The organism is Pseudoxanthomonas japonensis (assembly GCF_010093445.1).
Lineage (GTDB): Bacteria > Pseudomonadota > Gammaproteobacteria > Xanthomonadales > Xanthomonadaceae > Pseudoxanthomonas_A > Pseudoxanthomonas_A japonensis.
Genome location: NZ_PDWW01000026.1, coordinates 1 through 18,361 on the forward strand (window position 1 = coordinate 1; position 18,361 = coordinate 18,361).

Below are 18,361 nucleotides of genomic sequence, written 5' to 3' on the forward strand. Positions count from 1 at the left end.
CGGTAGCGCATGCACCCGTCCGGACGACAGGCAATAAAAAGCCCCGCCGACCCCCCCCTGGTCTGCGGGGCTTTTTATTGCCTGTCGTCCGGACGGGTGCATGCGCTACCGTGCGCGCTGTTTTCTTCCGCCGGGTGATGCATGAGCGCGACGTTCGCCGAGATGTTCGATCTGGCCATGCCCTGGTGGGCCTTCGTGCTGCGTGCCTGCCTGGTCTACTTCCTTCTGCTGGCGATGATCCGGATGACGGGCAAGCGCACGATGGGCCAGTTCACGCCCTTCGACATGCTGCTGGTCGTGCTGCTCGGCAACGCCGTGCAGAACGCGTTGCTGGGCCAGGACACCTCGGTGGGCGGCGGTCTGCTGCTCGCGGCCACGCTGATCGCGTTGAACTGGATCGTGGGCCTGGCGTCGGCACGCTCGCCGAAGGTGGAGCGCTGGGTGGAAGGCTCGCCGGTGCTGCTGGCGCGCGAGGGGCAGGTCTACCGCGACGTACTGCGGCGCGAGCTGATCAGCCATGAGGATCTCGAGAAGGCCATGCGCGAGGCGGGATGCCTCGACGTGGCCGATATCCAGCTGGCCGTGCTGGAGAACAATGGACACATCACGGTGGTGACGCGGCAGTCCTGACGCTCCGGCAGGAGCGTTTGATACGCGTCAGTCAGGGCATCGCGCCCAGGGGGCGCTCCTACAAGCGCGCGAAGCTATTCGGCCAGCCAGTCGCGCGGCTTGAGATAGTCGAGCAGCCGCTGTTCGTCGCTGCCTTCCTCCGGCGCGTAGCCGTATTCCCAGCGCACCAGCGGGGGCAGACTCATCAGGATGGACTCGGCGCGTCCGCCGCTCTGCAGGCCGAACAGCGTGCCGCGGTCGTAGACCAGATTGAACTCGACGTAGCGGCCGCGTCGGTACAACTGGAAGGCGCGTTCGCGATCGCCGTAGGGAACGTCCTTGCGCGATGCGACGATCGGCAGGTAGGCGTCGAGGAAACCGTCGCCCACCGCGCGCAGGTAACCGAAATCGCGCTCGAAATCCTCGCTCAGGTCGTCGAAGAACAGCCCGCCCACGCCGCGGGTCTCGTTGCGGTGCTTGAGGAAGAAGTATTCGTCGCACCAGCGCTTGTGCGCGTCGTAGCGCGCCTGTCCACCGAACGGTTCGCAGAGGTCGCGTGCCGTCCGGTGCCAGTGCCGGACGTCTTCGTCGACCGGATAGAACGGCGTCAGGTCGAAGCCGCCGCCAAACCACCACGCGACGGTTTCGCCGTCGCACTCGGCGCGGAAGTGGCGGACGTTGGCATGCGTGGTGGGCAGGTGGGGGTTGCGCGGGTGGAAGACCAGCGACACGCCGACGGCACGCCACGATGCGCCTGCCAGCTCCGGGCGATGCGCGGAGGCGGAGGGCGGCAGCCGGTCGCCGGACACATCGGAAAATCCGATCCCCGCCTGCTCGAACACTGCGCCATCGCGCAGCACGCGCGTGCGTCCGCCACCGCGGATCGGCGATGCGTCGCCCGGCGGGCGCGCCCACGCATCTTCGCGGAAGCGTGCACTGCCATCGGCGGCTTCGATGGCGGCGCAGATGCGGTCCTGCAGGTCGGTCAGATAATCGCGGACGGGCGTGATGTCGTTCATGCCGCGCATTCTAGCGGGGCGGGCTGCGCATCCCGAACTCCGCCCGTACCGCCGGGCGGCACAACTGCCAGACGACCAGTCCGTGCAGCGCCGCGAAGAGCAAGGCGCTTACCCACAGCGTCGCTAGTGTCAGCAGGCGCAGCGAGGCGAACTCCGACCGCATCGGTTTCAGTGCTGGCTGGTGAGGCAAGGTCTGGATCCAGGAGAACGCGGCATCGATGGCGGCGATGCCGGCGAAGTTGGCTGCCGCGCCCGCCACCATGAACAGCACGAAGCCCCACCAGCCCCACAGGCGCCGGCGCAGCAGGCCGAACGACACCGCCAGGAACGCGGTGCAGACCGCCAGGAACGCGACGGCGAGGGTGGTCAGGTGGGTGAGTACCCATGTCGCGGACGCAGGAACCGAGTGTGCTGCCAGGAAACCCAGCAGCGCGTCGGTATCCACCTGGCCCAGCACGACGGTCGCCGCGACGACCTGCACCCCGGCGTAGAGCACGGCGGCGATGCCGAGCACGATCGACACCTTCGCCGTGACGGTGACGAAGGCCGAGCCGGTCGCGCGGGTCACGGCGGACGCCATCGCCTTACTTCAGGTTCTGCTCGAACAGCTTGAGCACGCGCTTGTATTCGTCGAGCCACGAATCCGACCGCGTGAAGCCGTGCCGCTCCAGCGGGTAGGCCGCCAGTTCCCAGTTGTCCTTGCGCAGTTCGATCAGCTTCTGCGTCAGCACCACCGAGTCCTTGAAGAACACGTTGTCGTCGATCATGCCGTGCGCGATCAGCAGGTGGTCCTGCAGACCGTCGGCGTACTCGATGGGCGACGAAGCGCGGTAGGCCTCGGGGTCCAGGTCGGGCGTGTTGAGGATGTTGCTGGTGTATTCGTGGTTGTACTGCGTCCAGTCCACCACCGGGCGCAACGCGGCGCCGGCCTTGAACTTGCCGGGCTCACGGAACAGCGCCATGAACGTCATGAAGCCGCCGTAGCTGCCGCCGTAGATGCCGGCGCGGTCGCGGTCGCCCTGCTTCTGCTCGACCAGCCAGTCCAGGCCGTCCAGGTAATCCTCCAGTTCCGGATGGCCCATGTTGCGGTAGATCGCGGTGCGCCAGTCGCGGCCGTAGCCTTCGCTGGCGCGGTAGTCCAGGTCGAGCACGATGTAGCCGCGCTCCACCAGCAGGTGGTGGAACATCTGTTCGCGGAAGTAGTTGGGATAGCGTGCGGTGACGTTCTGCAGGTAGCCGGCGCCGTGCACGAACATCACGATGGGATAGCGCTTGCCCGGTTCCATCGTCTTCGGGCCGTAGTACTTGCCCCACACCACGCCGGCGCCGTGCTTCGACGGTACCTGCACGTACTGCGGCTCGACCCACTCGCGCGCCTTGAACGCGGCGGTACGGGTATCCGTCAGCTGCTTCGCGGCACCGCCCTCGAGGCCCATCACCGACAACTGCACCGGCGTATAGCTGCGCGAGTGGCGCACCAGCAGCTGGCGTCCGTCAGGCGACGTGCTGAAACTCTCCACGCCGTCCAGCGAGGTCACTTCGCGCAGCGTGTTGCTGGTCAGGTCGAGCTTGCAGACTTCGTAGTCGCCCGGCCAGTCGCGGTTGCACAGGAACAGGAAGCCGTTGCCGTCCGGCGCGATTTCCGGCTCGGACACTTCCCACTTGCCGGTGGTGCGCGCACGGAACTTCTCCGCGCCGGTCGCGGTGTATAGGTGCGAATAGCCCGACTCTTCCGACAGCAGCCACAGCGTGCGGTTGTCCGGCAGCCAGCCGAACTCGTTGAAGCCCCAGTTGATCCACGCGGCATCGGTCAGGCGATGGCGCGGCACCAGCCGCGCGCCTGCCAGGTCGACCGTGGCGATCCAGCGGTCCTTGTTGTCGACGGCATGGAGCTGCACCGCGACCTGCGTGCCGTCGTTCGTCCAGGCGACGGCGTCGCCGCCGCGACCACCTTCCACGCGCACGTCGCGGTTGCCTTTCAGCGGCTCCTTGCCGGCGGCCTTGCGCAGGGATGCCAGCGGATCCTTGTCGATGCCGGGCAGCGGATCGAAGGCGAGCGGCTTCACGCTGCCGTCGGCCAAGTCGACGCGCCACAGCGCGTACGGCGGCGGGGCGTTGCGCCCCACGCGCGTGCGCACGTCCTGGAATTCCTCGTAGCCGGATTCGGTGACGTACTTGGGCATCTTGCCGCCCTGTCCGGCGTCGGCGCCTTTCCTGCGCGTCACCACCAGCAACCAGCGTCCGTTCGGCGACAGCGAACTGGATTCGATCTCCACCTCGGTGCCCAGGTAGATCGGCGCCGGCGCGCGCGTGGGATCGGCCTTGCGCCAGCTCTCGGCCTGCTTCTGCGCGGCCTCGCGCTGGGCCCGGTCGTCGGCGAGCGTGCGGATCGTGCGCAGCTGCTGCTCGCGCAGCGCGTCGGCCTTGGGGGGAGCGAGTGGATCGCGTTCGGCCTTGAGCTCGGCGACGGTCGACGTGCCGGTGCCTGCCGTCCAGCGGTACCAGGTGGTGCCGGTGCGCCAGATGACCGCGCCGTCGTGGGCGAAACGGGCCTGCTGTTCCGCTTCGTTGGTTCGGGTGATCTGGGTCAGCGCACCGTTGCGCAGGTCGCGAACGAACAGGTCGCCGTTGCGCGACAGCAGCATGCGCTGGCGGCTTGCGTCGTATACCGGTTCCGCCGCATCCAGGCCGGCGCGCTGGTCGTCGCCGACACGTCGCGCGGCGCTGCCGTCGAGGGCCTGTTCGAACGTGTCGCGCACCAGGCTCGCGTCGCGCTTGAGTTCGTATTGCACCTGCCTGCCGTCCCACGTCCACCACGCGCGCTCGACCGGCGGGCCGATCCAGTCCGGTTCCGCCATCGCCTGTTCGATCGTCAACGGCGCGGACGTCTGGGCATGCGCCGGGGAAACGAGGGCGAGCGGCAGCAGCAAGGCGAGCAGGGCGGGGCGCATCGGGCATCCGTTAGTGCGAGGTGAAGAGGCCAAGAGTACCAGTCCCGCCGCGTGGTTCCGGCCGCCGATGGTCATGTGCGGCGTGAACGCCGTACGGGTTTCGCGTATAGGGCATTTCCCGCACAATCCCCGCTTGTCCACACGCGGGGCGCGACACGCGCGGATGCAAGCCTACGTCTACAAGAGCCAGCGCAAGGCCGACACCTTCGTCTACCTGGCGAAGCGCGATGATTTCTCGCTCTTGCCGGAACCGCTGCGCACGCAATTGGGCGACCTGTCGTTCGTGCTGGAAGTGGCCCTGACCCCGGAGCGCAAACTGGCGCGCGAAGACGCGGCCGTCGTGCGCGGGAATCTGTCGGCGCGCGGCTTCCATGTCCAGTTCCCGCCGCCGCCCGATCCGCGTGTCCGTCCCGATGCCTGAGTTGCGCCTGCAGATCCGCCCGATCGCCCTCGCTGCCCTGCTGGCGGGCCTGCTGCTGGCCGGCGTCGGCGGATGGATCGGCGGCGTGCCTGCAGCGGTCGCCGCCTGCCTTGCGCAGCCGGCGGTCGCGCTGGGTGTGTCCTGGCTGCGCGGCACCCGCGTGCTGGCGCCGGCCCGCGCCTGGCGCGAGGACCTGCCAGCGCTGGTGCTGGCCTGGGTGGTCGCTTTCGCCGGCAGCGCTGCGCTGCTGGCCTGGCCGTTGGCTTCGCTGCACGACAGCGGCAGCCTGACGGCGGCGCTGGGCGTCAGTGCGGTGGTCGGCGCGGTGATCGTGGGTCTGTGGCGGACCTGGCCGCTGTGGCACGGGCTGGAGCGCGATGGCGGGTCGCTCGCAGCGCATTGGCGTGGGCTCGCCGAGCGCGATTTCCATGCCTGGCGCGGTCTGGCCGTGGCGACCCTGCTGGCGCTCGCCGTCGGTGGCGGCCTGTGCCTGGCGTGGAGCGGGCTGGTGCCGGACGCGCTCCGGGGCGGTGCTGCGATGGCGTACGCGCTGCTGCTGCCGGTCCTTCACTGGGGCGTCCAGCGACTGGACGGCGCAGGTGTGCTGCCGGTGGTCGAGATGCCGGACAGCGAGGACGATGCCGTTCCGCTGACGCATGTCGAACACAGTCCCGACCAGGTCCTGGATCTGGACCAGGCCCTGTTCGAAGCCGCACGCAGTGGCCGCGTCGACCGCGCACTGGAGTTCATCGAAGCCGGCGCGGACCCGCATGCGCTGCCGACCGAAGGCGCGCGCGACCAGCGCAGCCTGGGCGCACTGGCAGCGGTGCTGCCCGACCTGCGCCTGCTGCGCACCCTGATCGCGCACGGCGTCGACCTCAACCACGCGCACGCCGGCGTCACCCCGCTGCTCGCCGCCACGCGCGACAGCTGGCACGGCCGGCCCGATGCCGTCACCACGCTGCTGGCCAATGGCGCCGATCCGCGCATCGCCGATGCCGATGGCAACACCCCGCTGCACCACGCCGCCCGCAGTTCCGATCCCGGCGTGGTCGCGCTGCTGCGCGATGCCGCGGCGGAACTGGACGCGCTGAACCATGACGGCCTCACCCCGCTGGGCGTGGCCTGCGTGGCCGGCAACTGGCGGCTGGCGAAGTTCCTGCTCGAGCGGGGCGCGCGTCCGGATCCGCAGGGTGGACAGCCGGTGCTGCTGGCCGCCGCCTCGACGGAAGAGGACGATCCCGCCGGCGTGCAGTTGCTGCTCAAGCACAAGGCCAAGGTGGATGCGCGCGATGCGCAGCGTCGCAGTGCACTGCATGAAGCCGCCTTCGCCGGCCACGCGGAGATCGCCACCACCCTGCTTGCGGCCGGTGCCGACGTGCACGCGCGCGACGCGCAGCAGCGCACGCCATGGCTGGATGCGGCGCGCGGTGCGCACCTGCAGGTGCTGGAGAAGCTGGCCGATGCCGGCGCCGACCGCCATGCGCTGGATGCCGAACGCCGCAGTGCGCTGATGCTGGCCTGCACGGCCGAACACGCTTCGCCGGCGCTGGTGCGCCGCTTGCTGGACTGGGGCGTGGATCCCGCCCTGGCCGACGCGCAGGACCGCCGTGCGGTCGACGTGGCCGCGGAAGCCGGGCGCTGGGCGCTGGTCTCCGCACTCGACCCCGGCTACGCGCTGCCGACGGCCGTGGCCGCGGCGGACGACGAAACCCCGCCCGACCGCGCACCCGCGGCGCTGCTGCGCGACGGCCTGGCCAGCGGGCAGTTCGACGGACTCGATGCGCTCGCGCGCCTGAGCTCGCGCGAAGAGCTCGGCGCGCTGCTGCACGACACCGACATGCAACGCCCGGCACGGCTGTCCTGGCTGCTGCGCCACGGCGCGGACGCGGAGAGCCGCAATGCGGCCGGCGACACCCTGCTGTTCGTGCTGCTCGCGCAGGGCCCGGCCGTGCAGCCGGCGCTGGCAACCCTGCTGGCGCGCGGCGTCACCCCGGCGGGCGCGGGTGGACTGGCGCGCTTCATGGCCGCCTGCGCAGCGGACGACCAGGCGGCGCGCGCGCTGGAATCCTGCGCGCTGGACCTGCTGGAACGTGGCGCCGATCCGTTCGCGCCGTCGCCGCAGGGTGACCCCGCGCTCTCGCTGGCGGTGCGCCTGGGATGGCAGCGCGTGCTCGATCGCCTGCTCGACATCGGCGTGGACCGCGAGGCGCGCGACAGCCACGGCATGACGGCGCTTCACCTGGCGGCGGTGCTGGGTCGCGAAACCGCACTGAAGCAGCTCGTCGCGAAAGGCGCCTCGCCCGATGCGCGTGCCGCCGACGGGCAGACGCCGCTGGGTGTTGCCCTGGCGTGCGGACGCCGCGACCTGGCGGACTGGCTCGACTGGCGCATCTGGTCGTTGCCACGCCGTGCGCTGCGCCCGGCCGACCTGCCGGCCGCCGCGATGGCCGGCGACCGCGATGCCGTGCGGCGCCTGCTGGACCTGGGGTTCGATGTCGATTCGCCGGATGCCCAGGGTTGCACGGCGCTGCTGCGTGCGGCGGGCGGTGGCTTCGCGTCCACGGTCGAACTGCTGCTGGCGCGCGGGGCCGATCCGCAGCGCGCCGCCAACACCGGCGCCACGCCATTGTCGGCCGCGGTCAGCATGCGCCAGGTCGAGATCGTGGGCGCCCTGCTCGCCGCCGGCACCGACATCGAACACCGCCTGCCCGGCGGCGTCACCGTGCTGATGCTGGCGGCCGCACTGGGGCTGCCGGAAATCGCCGCGCGCCTGATCACCGCGGGCGCCAACGTGCATGCGGGCGATGCGCAGGGTCTCACGCCGCTGCATTGCGCGGCGCTCTACGGTTTCACCGCTCGCGAGAAGCCACGGCTGGTGGCGTTGCTGGACACGCTGCTGCTGTCCGGCGCCGAGTTCGAACAGGCCGCGGCCGGCGCGGTGACGCCGTTGCTGTTGCTGCTCGGTGCGCGCGCCGAGCCCGGGACCGCCTGCGACGAGGAGGTGGTGCTCGCCGGCCTGGAGCGCCTGCTCGACGAAGGCGTGTCGCTGGACGTGCAGGACCCGCGCGGATTCGGTCCACTGCACCTGGCGGCGCTGCATGGCCTGCTGCGCGTGGTCAGCCGCCTGCTGCGGGCCGGCGCGGATCCGGAACTGCGTGATGCATTGAACCGCACGCCGCGCGAGATCGCGGTGATGCGCGGCTTCATCGACGTGGCGGCGGAATTCGTGCCCGCCACGCCGGGCGCCGGCGCCTCGATGGCACGCTTCCTGCGCGACCGCGGCTGACGCAACGGCTCACGTCGTTCGCGGCGTGTCCTCGCCGGTGGCATCGGCTTCGAACAGTTTTTCCAGGTCGCTGACGGCATCGCGCGCGGTCTGTATCACGGCGCCATCATCGTCGTAGACCAGGTACTGCGCACGCAGCAGCTTCTCGTCGTGCTGGCGGAAGCGGCGCGCGTGTTCCGCCGCGGTTTCCGGTGGCAGGCCGAGCTCCACCAGCACCTGCTGCGCCATCTCCAGGCTCGAACCCAGCGTCTCGCGATACGCCTCGGCACTCAGGTCCATCAGTCGCCACGCATGCTGGCGGTTGCGCGCGCGTGCCAGGACACGCGCTTCCGGATACATGCGGCGGATCAGGCGCGTCGCCTTGATATTCGTGTCGGGATCGTCCATCGCGATCACGAACACCTTCACGTGCTGCGCGCCGGCGGACCTCAGCAGGTCGGGCCGCGTCGGGTCGCCGTAGTACAGCCGGATGTTGCCGAAGCGCCGCAACGTGTCGACGGTATCCGGGCTGTGCTCCAGCGCGACGAAGGGAATGCGCTGCGCGGTGAGCAGGCGCGCGACGATCTGGCCGAACCGGCCCATGCCGGCGATCAGCACCTGCGGCTGTTCGTCCGGAATCTCGTCGAACGAGCGCGGCGCCGCGGACGGTTTCGGCTTCACCTCCGCCAGCACGCGATGCAGCCCCAGCAACAGCAGCGGTGTCAGCGCCATCGACACGCCGACGATCGCCGTCAGCTGGTTGCGCAGTTCGGCGTCCATCAGGTTCACGCGCGCCGCTTCGCTGAAGACGACGAACGCGAACTCGCCACCCAGCCACAGCGTGCCGGCCAGCATCAGTGCGCCGCGGGGCTGCAGGCGGCCCGGCCAGCGCCCGATGCCGAACAGCAGCGCGAACTTCACCGTCAGCAGGGCCGCGACACCCGTCGCGACCAGTTCCGGCGCCTTGACCACCGCATCCAGGTCGATGTCCATGCCGACCGCGATGAAGAACAGGCCCAGCAGCAGGCCCTTGAACGGATCGATCTGCGATTCCAGTTCGTGGCGGAACTCCGAATCCGACAGCAGCACACCGGCGAGGAACGCGCCCAGGCCGGCGCTCAGGCCGGCCAGCTGCATGAACCAGGCGATGCCCAGGACGACCAGCAGCGCGGTGGCGGTGAACACCTCGGGCATGCGCGTGCGCGCGACGATGCGGAACAGCTGCCGCAGCACCAGCCTGCCACCCAGGATCACGATCGCGATGGCGCCGACCGCATGCAGCACCATGGTCCAGGTCAGCGTCTCGTTCTTGGCGCCGCCGAGCAGCGGGATGGCGGCGAGCAGCGGGATCGCCACCAGGTCCTGGAACAGCAGGATGGCGAAGCCGAGCCGGCCGTGTTCGCTGGTGAGTTCCTTGTGTTCGGAGAGCAACTGCAGGCTGACCGCGGTGGACGACAGCGCCAGGCCCAGGCCGATCACCAGCGCGGTCTTCCAGTGGTGGTCGAACGCCAGCGCGATGCCGCCCAGGAGCAGCGCGCTCAGCAGCACCTGCAGGCCGCCGGCGCCGAACACCGGCTTGCGCATCACCCGCAGGCGCGACGGCGACAGTTCCAGGCCGATGACGAACAGCATCATCACCACGCCGATCTCGGCCGCATTGAGGATGCGGTCCGCATCCCGCACCAGCGCCAGCCCGTCCGGCCCCAGCACCACGCCGGCCACCAGATAGGCCAGCACCGCCCCCAGGCCGAAGCGCTTGAACACCGGCACCGCGATCACCGCGGCCAGCAGGAACACCAGCGCCAACTCCAGACCACTACCGTGCATGCATCACCTCGTGGGGATAGTATGCGGCGGACAGGGCAGGACCGGCCCGCTTCCAGGGAAAGAGGAGGGCGTATGAGGCAGCGCAGTGTTGGGTTGGCGTGGATGCTCCTGGGCATGCTGGCTTTCGTGCAGAGCGCTTGGGCGCAGGGTCCGGGCGCCGTGCGCAAGCAGGTCGAGGCCAGCATGCGGGTGACCGGCATGCTCACGATCCGCACCGATGGCAGCGTGGCGGCGGTGGAGCTGGACACGCCGGACCGGTTGCCCGAGGGCATCCCCGCCTTCGTCACTGGGGTTGCGACATCGTGGCGCTTCGAGTCGGTGGTCATCGACGGCGCCGCCAAGCAGGTGCGCACCCGGATGAGCGCGCGTCTGGTGGCCAAGTCCACCGGCGACGGCAAGATGCTGGTGTCGGTGCGTGGCGCGGACTTCGGCGACGACGAAGCGACGCCGCCCGAGGCGCGCGTCAGCAGCGTGAGCATGAAGCCGCCCGGCTATCCGATGGCGGCCGCACAGGGGGGCGCTCAGGGGACGGTGTACCTGCTGCTGAAGATCGATCCCGATGGTTCCGTCAGCGACGTGGTCGCCGAGCAGGTGAACCTGCGCATGGTCGCCAGCGAGGCGCAGATGCGCCAGTTCCGCGACCGCTTCGCGCGTGCGGCCATCGGTGCGGCGGAGAAATGGACGTTCAAGCCACCCAGCCGGGGCGACGCCGCCGGTCAGCCGTACTGGGTGGTGCGCGTGCCGGTGGATTTCAACTTCGGCGGCACGCGCCGGTACGGCCAGTGGGAAGCCTACGTGCCCGGCCCACGCGAGCGCGTCTCCTGGTCGCAGGATGAGGATCGCCCCGGATTCTCGCTCGATACGCTTGCAGACGGCGGCGTCCACATGGCCGGCGGCACCCGGGGGCCGAAGCTGCTCACCCCACTGGGTGGCGAAGGCTCGTAGCCTGCGTGCCGGTCGGCGTGGTGGAGGGCGATGGTCATCCGCCGCCGAGCGCCTGCAACAGGTGCTTGCCGTACTTGCCCGTCGATGTGGCCGTCACCATCACGACCGCATAGGCGAACACGCCGCCCGCCAGTGCGAACCCCGTGATGGCGGGCCAGGCCACCCGGCGCGGTAGCGTGATGCGCCGGTGCAGGTTGCGGATGAAGCACTCCGCGACCAGCAGGTTGGGCACGAAGAACAGATAGAGGATCGCGTAGTCGAAAGGCCCGCTGGTGCCGCCCGCACCCATGCCGAGACCGCCGGTGAGATCCTTCCAGGCGCGGATTTCCAGATCGAACACCCAGGACCCCAGCACCATCGCGAACAGGCGGATCGCCCATGCGCGATGCCGGTCGAAGCGTTTCGCCCGGGCGTGCACGAAGGCCATGACGGCGCTCAGCATCATCACCGCGCCCCATAGGCCGAAGGCGATCGACGCCGCGGGCGTGTAGGCGCCATGGGTGAGGATGAACGACATGCCGCCCGCGCCTGCGAGGACGCCGGCGGTGACGTAGACGCGGCCCGTCCAGCGGTGCACGCCACGGTGGCGGCTGCGGATGTGCGACGACAGCAGGATCGGCCACGCCAGCACCAGCACGGTGCCCATCGCGAAGTGCAGGCCGATGCCGAGATTGGCAATCCAGTCCGCCGCGGTCGGCATCGCCAGTCCGTCCACCAGCGCATGCCATTGATCGAAATTCCGGTGGCTGGCGCCGGCGGCGCGCAGCACGATGTAAATGCCGAAGGCGAACAACCCGAGCAGGGCGAGAAGCTGGAACGTGCGGCCGAGCCCGCGCAGCAGGCGTCGTTCGGGCGCATCCGTGCCGGGCGTGCGGGGGCGTGCGGGCGACATGTCCATGGGGTTCTCCGGTTCCGTCGGCGGATCGCGACCGATCCGCAGCCTCACCGACGACGACGTCCGGATCGTTAGGCCAGTCGCAGGAAGTCGTGAGGTCGCGCACATGGACGGTCGCGCGGGATGCCCGCACGCGCACCTATACTCGGAGACCAAGGGCCCTGTCCGCTGGGAAAGCGCATGCCGCAGCCGGATCCCGACCGCCTTGCCTTCAACGACGTGGTCATCGACTTCGCCGGCCGGCGCCTGCTGCGTGGCGGGGCCGAACAGGCGCTCGAACCCAAGGCGTTCGCCGTGCTCGCGTTGCTGGCGGCGTCGCCGGGTCGGGTGTTCGGTCGCGACGAGATCCTCGACGCGGTCTGGGGCCACCGGCATGTGACCCAGAGCGTGATCAACCGCATCATGAGCCTGCTGCGACAGGCGCTGGGCGAAGATGCCCAGCGGCCGCGCCTGCTGCATACCGTGTACGGCATCGGCTATCGCTTCGATCTGCCGTCGGCGGCACCCTCGCCGGCCGAAGAAGCATCTGCCATTCACCCGGTCCCCGAAGCGCCTGCCGCCTCCTCGCGACCCGGAGGACGACGGCGCCCGCTGGCGCTGGCCGCCACGATATTGCTGCTTCTGGCGGCCGGAGGTTGGCTGTACGGCGACAGGGAGCGGGGGGGCGGTCCATCCACGCACGACGCGCCACGCCCGTCGCTGGCGGTACTGCCGTTCGCCGATCTGTCGCCGAGGGGCGACCAGGCCTACCTCGCCGACGGTCTGGCCGAGGAAATCCGCAACCAGTTGGCGCAGGCGCCGGCGCTGCAGGTGGTCGGACGCACGTCGAGCAGTGCATTCAAGGGCAAGGACGGGGATCCGCGCGCCGTCGGCCGTTCACTCGACGTCGCGTATCTGCTCGAGGGCAGCCTGCGCCGGGATCGCGACCGCCTGCGGGTGACGGCGCGTCTGGTGCGTGCGGACACCGGTCGCCAAGTCTGGTCGGAGACCTATGCGCGCGAACTGCGCGACGTGTTCGCCGTGCAGGAAGATATCTCGCGCAATGTTGCGCTGGCCCTGAGCGTGGCGCTGGACGTGGCGAGGTACAACCGGGAGCAGGGGGGCACCACCCACATCGGCGCCTACGAGCGCTATCTGCGCTGGCGCGACATCCTGATGCAGGGCCGACTCGATGTGGCGCACGATCGCGAACGCGTGCGGCTGGCGCAGGAAATGGTCGCACTGGATCCGCAATGCGTCCTGTGTTGGGACGCCTTGGCGCGTTCGTTGAACGCGCTTGCTTTGGAGGAGCCGGACGCCCGCGGCGCGCTGCAGGCCGAATCCGCCCACGTCCGCGCGCGGATCGCGCGCATCGCACCCGACAGCTGGATCGCCCGGCGCGACCGTGCCAACGCATGGTGGCGCCAAGGCCGGCGGACCGATGCGATCGCCCTTGCCAGGCAGGTCGCCGAGGCCGGTCCGGCCACGCAGGAACGCGTCTGGGACTACGCCTTCATGCTGTACGCCATGGGCCACCTGGACGAGACCATTGCGCTGGTCGAGGGCGTGCGCGCGATCGAACCGATGGCGTTGTACCTGTCGCGCGACCTGCAGTTCGACTACACCGCCGCGCGGCGCTTTCCCCAGGCCGAGGCCGAATACCAGCGCGGGCAACACCTCTCGGGTAGCCAGCTGGGTCCCGATTTCCTCGCATTCTGCGGCGTGCTCGCGGGCAGGCGCGCGGGCGGGCTGGAAAGGTTGCGCGCCTTGCACGGACAGCTGCTCGCGCACCGGGAAATGGACACGCCCTTCTTCCGTGATCTGGGCGCCGCGCTGGGCGATCGGGGCGCGATGCTTGCGCACGTCCGGCGCGCCGTTGAAGTGCCGGCATACGGTGGCGGGCCGAACGCGGCATTCGTGCCGACAGGTGTGGCGGATGCGCTGGGAGACGCCGATCTTGCCGTCGCCGCCATGCGCAGGGAGCTCGAGGCAGCGGAGGGGTTCGACAGCGGCACGATGGCGCAGCAGCCCTATGTCGCGCTCTGGAATGCACCGTACTCGGGCGTCCGCTCGCATCCGCAGTTCAAGGCGATGCTGGTGAAGGCGGGCGTGGTCGACTACTGGCGGCAGACAGGACGATGGGGCGACGGATGCGGACCGGCTGGCGCGGACGATTTCCAGTGCCGCTGAACAAAAACGCCCCGCAATGCGGGGCGTTTTCTTTGCCTCTCCGTCGCCGGATCAGCGCTTCATCGAGCTGAAGAACTCGTCGTTGGACTTGGTGTTCTTCATCTTGTCCAGCAGGAACTCCATCGCCGCGATCTCGTCCATCGGGTGCAGCAGCTTGCGCAGGATCCAGATCTTCTGCAGCAGCTCCGGTTCGATCAGCAGGTCCTCGCGGCGGGTGCCGGAGCGGTTGATGTCGATGGCCGGATAGACGCGCTTCTCGGTGATGCGACGGTTGAGGTGCACTTCACTGTTGCCGGTGCCCTTGAACTCTTCGTAGATCACCTCGTCCATCTTGCTGCCGGTCTCGACCAGCGCGGTGGCGATGATGGTCAGCGAGCCGCCTTCCTCGACATTACGAGCGGCGCCGAAGAAACGCTTCGGACGGTGCAGGGCGTTGGCGTCCACGCCGCCGGTCAGCACCTTGCCGGAGCTGGGCACGACGTTGTTGTAGGCACGGGCCAGGCGGGTGATCGAGTCCAGCATGATCACCACGTCCTTCTTGTGCTCGACCAGGCGCTTGGCGCGCTCGATCACCATTTCGGCGACCTGCACGTGGCGCGCGGCGGGCTCGTCGAACGTGGAACTGACCACTTCGCCGCGCACGGTGCGCTGCATTTCGGTCACTTCTTCCGGACGCTCGTCCACCAGCAGCACGATCAGGTGCACGTCCGGGTGGTTGGTCGTGATGGCGGTGGCGATCTGCTGCATCATGATCGTCTTGCCGGCCTTGGGCGGCGACACGATCAGTGCGCGCTGGCCCTTGCCCTGCGGCGCCATCAGGTCGAGGATGCGGCCGGCGATGTCTTCCGACGAGCCGTTGCCGCGCTCCAGGGTGAAGCGGCGACGCGGGAACAGCGGCGTCAGGTTCTCGAACAGCACCTTGTTCTTCGACGCTTCCAGCGGCTCGCCATTGATCGTGTCGATGGTCGACAGGGCGAAGTAGCGCTCGCCGTCCTTCGGCCAGCGGATGCGGCCGGCCAGGTGGTCGCCGGTGCGCAGGTTGAAGCGGCGGATCTGGCTGGGGCTGATGTAGACGTCGTCCGGGCCGGCCAGGTAGCTGGCCTCGGCGGCGCGCAGGAAGCCGAAGCCGTCCGGCAGGATTTCCAGCACGCCGTCGGCGGCGACGCCTTCGCCGTGGCGGGTCAGCACCTTCAGCAGCGCGAAGATCACGTCCTGCTTGCGGGCTCGGGCGACGCCTTCCTGGATGTTCAGCTGCTCGGCGATGTCCAGCAGCTTGGGCGCGGGCATGCGCTTGAGGTCGCCCAGCGAGTACTGCGGGAAGCCTTCCGGCACGCTCGGCGGCTGCCGCGGCACGTAGTTGTCCTGCTGGCCGCCGTTGCCGCCGTCCTGCGGCATGCCGTCGTTGCCATGGCGCTCGCGGTTGCGTTCGCGGCGGTTGCGGAAGCGGTCGCGGCGATTGTTGTTGTTGAAGCGGTTGCCGTCGCGCTGGTCGCCGCCTTCCTGCTGGCCGCTACCTTCGTGTTGCTGGCCGCCGCCCGCCTGCGCCTGCGGAGCGGGCGCATCGCCACCGCCGTCATGGGATGGCGCGGGTGCTGCGGGAGCGGGTGCGCGTTCGGCCGCAACGGGCGGCGGAAGCGGAAGCTGGGGGGCCGGGTCGGACGCGCGCTCGGTCGGCGCGGCGGCGGTGTCGGCGGACGGGGTTTTCGGAGCACGGGCTTTGCGCACGCGCTTCTCGGCGGGGGCGCCGGGTTCGTTGCTGCTGTCGGACAAGTTGCGAATCCTCGCTAGGTGGCGAGCGCCGGCGTTGCGGCGGCGGGGTGAAGTGAAGAGTGGGTATTCAGATGGGTGCGGCGCATCCCCTGCGCCGGATTTCGGGGCCGACACTACCACCGGGCCCGGGGTAGCGGCAAGCCGCTGGGAGCGGCGGGTTCAAGCGGATTCAGCCTGCGCCCCCGCGGTGGCGGGGGCGTGGCGAAGGCGTCAGGCGGCCTGGGAGCCCAAGGCCTTGTCGATCATCTGGGTCAGCTGGCCCTTGCCCACGGCGCCGATCTGGGTGGCCTGGATCTGGCCGTCCTTGAACAGCAGCAGCATCGGGATGGAGCGGACGTGGTACTTGATGGCGGTGGCGCGGTTCTCGTCCACGTTGACCTTGGCGACCTTCAGCTTGCCGCCGTAGGTCTCGGCCAGTTCGTCGAGGACCGGCGAAATCATCTTGCACGGGCCGCACCATTCGGCCCAGAAGTCCACCAGCACCGGCTCGCCGGACTGCAGCACGGCAGCATCGAAATCGGCATCGCCGACGTGGGTCACTTTGTCGCTCACGGGGATCTCCTGCGGGGTCCGCGGAAGGGCGCGGACGGGTTCGGGCCGGGACGGCCACCACGATTGGGGTAAACTGGGGCGTTCCGCGACCTTTATCAAGGGTTCCCAGGTGGTCGCGCAACCCGGCACAGGGGGCGCAGTGTGCGACGCCGGTCAGGCCGTTGCAAGCACACCCACCGCATTCATACGAGACGCGCGCGGAACACAGCGACGCAAAGAAGAAGGCATGAGCGACAAACCGTTAACCGACATCACGTTCTCCTCGTTCGACCTGCATCCGGCGCTGCTCGCCGGGTTGGAAGGCGCAGGTTTCTCCCGTTGCACACCGATCCAGGCGATGACACTGCCGGTCGCCCTGAAGGGCGGCGATGTCGCCGGCCAGGCGCAGACCGGTACCGGCAAGACGCTGGCTTTCCTGGTCGCGGTGATGAACCGCCTGTTGACCCGCCCGGCGCTGGCCGAGCGCAAGCCGGAAGATCCGCGCGCGCTGATCCTGGCGCCGACCCGCGAACTGGCCATCCAGATCCACAAGGATGCGGTGAAGTTCGGCGCCGACCTCGGCCTGCGCTTCGCGCTGGTCTACGGCGGCGTGGACTACGACAAGCAGCGTGAACTGCTGCAGCAGGGCGTCGACGTCATCATCGCCACGCCGGGCCGCCTGATCGACTACGTCAAGCAGCACAAGGTGGTCAGCCTGCACGCCTGCGAGATGTGCGTGCTGGACGAAGCCGACCGCATGTTCGACCTCGGCTTCATCAAGGACATCCGCTTCCTGCTGCGCCGCATGCCCGAGCGCACCACGCGGCAGACGCTGCTGTTCTCGGCCACGCTGTCGCACCGCGTGCTGGAACTGGCGTACGAGCACATGAACGAGCCGGAGAAGCTCGTCGTCGAGACCGAGTTCATCACCGCGGCCAAGGTGCGACAGAAGCTCTACTACCCGGCCGACGAAGAGAAGATCCCGCTGCTGATCGGCCTGCTGTCGCGCAGCGAAGGCGCGCGCACGATGGTGTTCGTCAACACCAAGGCGTTCGTCGAGCGCGTGGCGCGCGCGCTGGAACGCGCCGGTTACCGCGTCGGCGTGCTGTCCGGCGACGTGCCGCAGAAGAAGCGCGAGTCGTTGCTGAAGCGTTTCCAGGCCGGCCAGCTGGAACTGCTGGTGGCCACCGACGTGGCCGCGCGCGGCCTGCACATCGACGGCGTGTCGCACGTGTTCAACTACGACCTGCCGTTCGATGCCGAGGACTACGTGCACCGCATCGGCCGCACCGCGCGCCTCGGCGCCGAGGGCGACGCGATCAGCTTCGCCTGCGAGCGTTATGCGATGTCGCTGCCCGACATCGAGGCCTACATCGAGCAGAAGATCCCGTCCGAGCCGGTCACCGCCGAACTGCTGACCGCGCTGCCGCGTCCGGAACGTCCGAAGCCGGTTGCCGGCGAGGGCGACGACGAAGAAGAGAGCGTCAGCCAGATCTTCCGTGAGGCGCGCGAACAGAAAGCCGCCGACGAGGAGCGTCGTGGTGGTGGCCGCAAGCCGGGTGGATCCGGTGGTGCCGGTCGCCGCGACGGCGGCCGTCGCGAGGGCGGTCGCCGCGAAGGTCCGCGTTCGGCCGACGGCAAGCCGCGTCCGCCGCGCGCGCCGCGTCCGGAAGGCGAAGCGGCGAAGCCGCAGGCGCCGCGGCCGGCGAACGACGAAGTCCGTGCCGACGCGGTCGCGTTGCCGGAAGGCGAGCGCACGCCGCGCAAGCGCCGTCGTCGTCGCCATGGTCGGCCGCTGGAAGGTGCGGAAGGCGCCGTGGCGAATGCGACGCCGGCCGTCGCGAAGCCAGCGGCGGCGCCGAAGCCCGCCGACGACAACGCGGGCTTCCTGACCAAGCTGGGCCGCAAGATCCGCTCGCTGGTGTCCGGCGGCTGAGCCCGGTCATCGTGCGTATC

At 69.6% G+C, this 18,361-nt stretch carries 13 protein-coding genes; 6 read left to right on the forward strand and 7 right to left on the reverse strand.

Translation table 11 applies throughout. The features are described from left to right. Nucleotides 1–141: 141 nt before the first annotated feature. The gene (locus CSC78_RS15450; RefSeq protein WP_162338757.1) at nucleotides 142–630 is read left to right on the forward strand and encodes a DUF421 domain-containing protein; all 489 of its coding nucleotides are present in this window, start codon (nucleotides 142–144) and stop codon (nucleotides 628–630) included. A 74-nt stretch (nucleotides 631–704) separates the two neighbouring features. Here the strand turns inward: CSC78_RS15450 and hemF are convergent, their stop codons facing one another. The 3 genes from hemF to CSC78_RS15465 are packed head-to-tail and all read right to left on the reverse strand — an operon-like array spanning nucleotide 705 to nucleotide 4,579. Then, nucleotides 705–1,628: an oxygen-dependent coproporphyrinogen oxidase gene (gene hemF, locus CSC78_RS15455; protein ID WP_162338758.1), complete on the reverse strand. Its 924-nt coding sequence runs from the start codon at nucleotides 1,626–1,628 to the stop codon at nucleotides 705–707. A 10-nt stretch (nucleotides 1,629–1,638) separates the two neighbouring features. After that, nucleotides 1,639–2,208 (reverse strand): hypothetical protein, encoded by a 570-nt coding sequence (locus CSC78_RS15460; protein ID WP_162338759.1) that lies wholly within the window; start codon nucleotides 2,206–2,208, stop codon nucleotides 1,639–1,641. Nucleotides 2,209–2,212: 4 nt separating this feature from the next. Further along, nucleotides 2,213–4,579 (reverse strand): S9 family peptidase, encoded by a 2,367-nt coding sequence (locus CSC78_RS15465; RefSeq protein ID WP_162338760.1) that lies wholly within the window; start codon nucleotides 4,577–4,579, stop codon nucleotides 2,213–2,215. Nucleotides 4,580–4,742: 163 nt separating this feature from the next. On the opposite strand from CSC78_RS15465, the gene CSC78_RS15470 reads away from it, so the two are divergent. Beyond that, entirely contained in the window at nucleotides 4,743–5,000 is a 258-nt protein-coding gene (locus CSC78_RS15470; RefSeq protein ID WP_162338761.1) for a YcgL domain-containing protein, read from the forward strand. Beyond that, nucleotides 4,993–8,289 carry an ankyrin repeat domain-containing protein gene (locus CSC78_RS15475; RefSeq protein WP_162338803.1) on the forward strand — a complete coding sequence of 1,099 codons (3,297 nt, stop codon included), beginning with the start codon at nucleotides 4,993–4,995 and terminating at the stop codon, nucleotides 8,287–8,289. The genes CSC78_RS15470 and CSC78_RS15475 overlap by 8 nt, the downstream gene beginning before the upstream one ends. A gap of 9 nt (nucleotides 8,290–8,298) precedes the next feature. Here the strand turns inward: CSC78_RS15475 and CSC78_RS15480 are convergent, their stop codons facing one another. Beyond that, entirely contained in the window at nucleotides 8,299–10,095 is a 1,797-nt protein-coding gene (locus tag CSC78_RS15480) for a monovalent cation:proton antiporter-2 (CPA2) family protein (RefSeq protein ID WP_162338762.1), read from the reverse strand. A gap of 114 nt (nucleotides 10,096–10,209) precedes the next feature. Here CSC78_RS15480 and CSC78_RS15485 point away from each other — a divergent pair, with 114 nt between their 5' ends. After that, nucleotides 10,210–11,040: an energy transducer TonB gene (locus CSC78_RS15485; RefSeq protein ID WP_238391308.1), complete on the forward strand. Its 831-nt coding sequence runs from the start codon at nucleotides 10,210–10,212 to the stop codon at nucleotides 11,038–11,040. Nucleotides 11,041–11,074: 34 nt separating this feature from the next. On the opposite strand, the gene CSC78_RS15490 is transcribed toward CSC78_RS15485, so the two are convergent. Beyond that, nucleotides 11,075–11,938, reverse strand: a complete 864-nt coding sequence (locus CSC78_RS15490; protein WP_162338763.1) for a DUF2306 domain-containing protein — start codon at nucleotides 11,936–11,938, stop codon at nucleotides 11,075–11,077. A 177-nt stretch (nucleotides 11,939–12,115) separates the two neighbouring features. Here CSC78_RS15490 and CSC78_RS15495 point away from each other — a divergent pair, with 177 nt between their 5' ends. After that, nucleotides 12,116–14,104, forward strand: a complete 1,989-nt coding sequence (locus CSC78_RS15495) for a winged helix-turn-helix domain-containing protein (protein ID WP_162338764.1) — start codon at nucleotides 12,116–12,118, stop codon at nucleotides 14,102–14,104. Nucleotides 14,105–14,155: 51 nt separating this feature from the next. On the opposite strand, the gene rho is transcribed toward CSC78_RS15495, so the two are convergent. Then, nucleotides 14,156–15,874 carry a transcription termination factor Rho gene (rho, locus tag CSC78_RS15500; RefSeq protein WP_162338765.1) on the reverse strand — a complete coding sequence of 573 codons (1,719 nt, stop codon included), beginning with the start codon at nucleotides 15,872–15,874 and terminating at the stop codon, nucleotides 14,156–14,158. A 210-nt stretch (nucleotides 15,875–16,084) separates the two neighbouring features. After that, nucleotides 16,085–16,426, reverse strand: a complete 342-nt coding sequence (gene trxA / locus CSC78_RS15505; RefSeq protein WP_062350453.1) for a thioredoxin TrxA — start codon at nucleotides 16,424–16,426, stop codon at nucleotides 16,085–16,087. 226 nt (nucleotides 16,427–16,652) lie between these two features. Here trxA and rhlB point away from each other — a divergent pair, with 226 nt between their 5' ends. Beyond that, nucleotides 16,653–18,341, forward strand: coding sequence for an ATP-dependent RNA helicase RhlB (rhlB, locus tag CSC78_RS15510; protein WP_162338766.1), 1,689 nt, complete (start codon nucleotides 16,653–16,655; stop codon nucleotides 18,339–18,341). The last annotated feature ends 20 nt before the right edge of the window (nucleotides 18,342–18,361 follow it).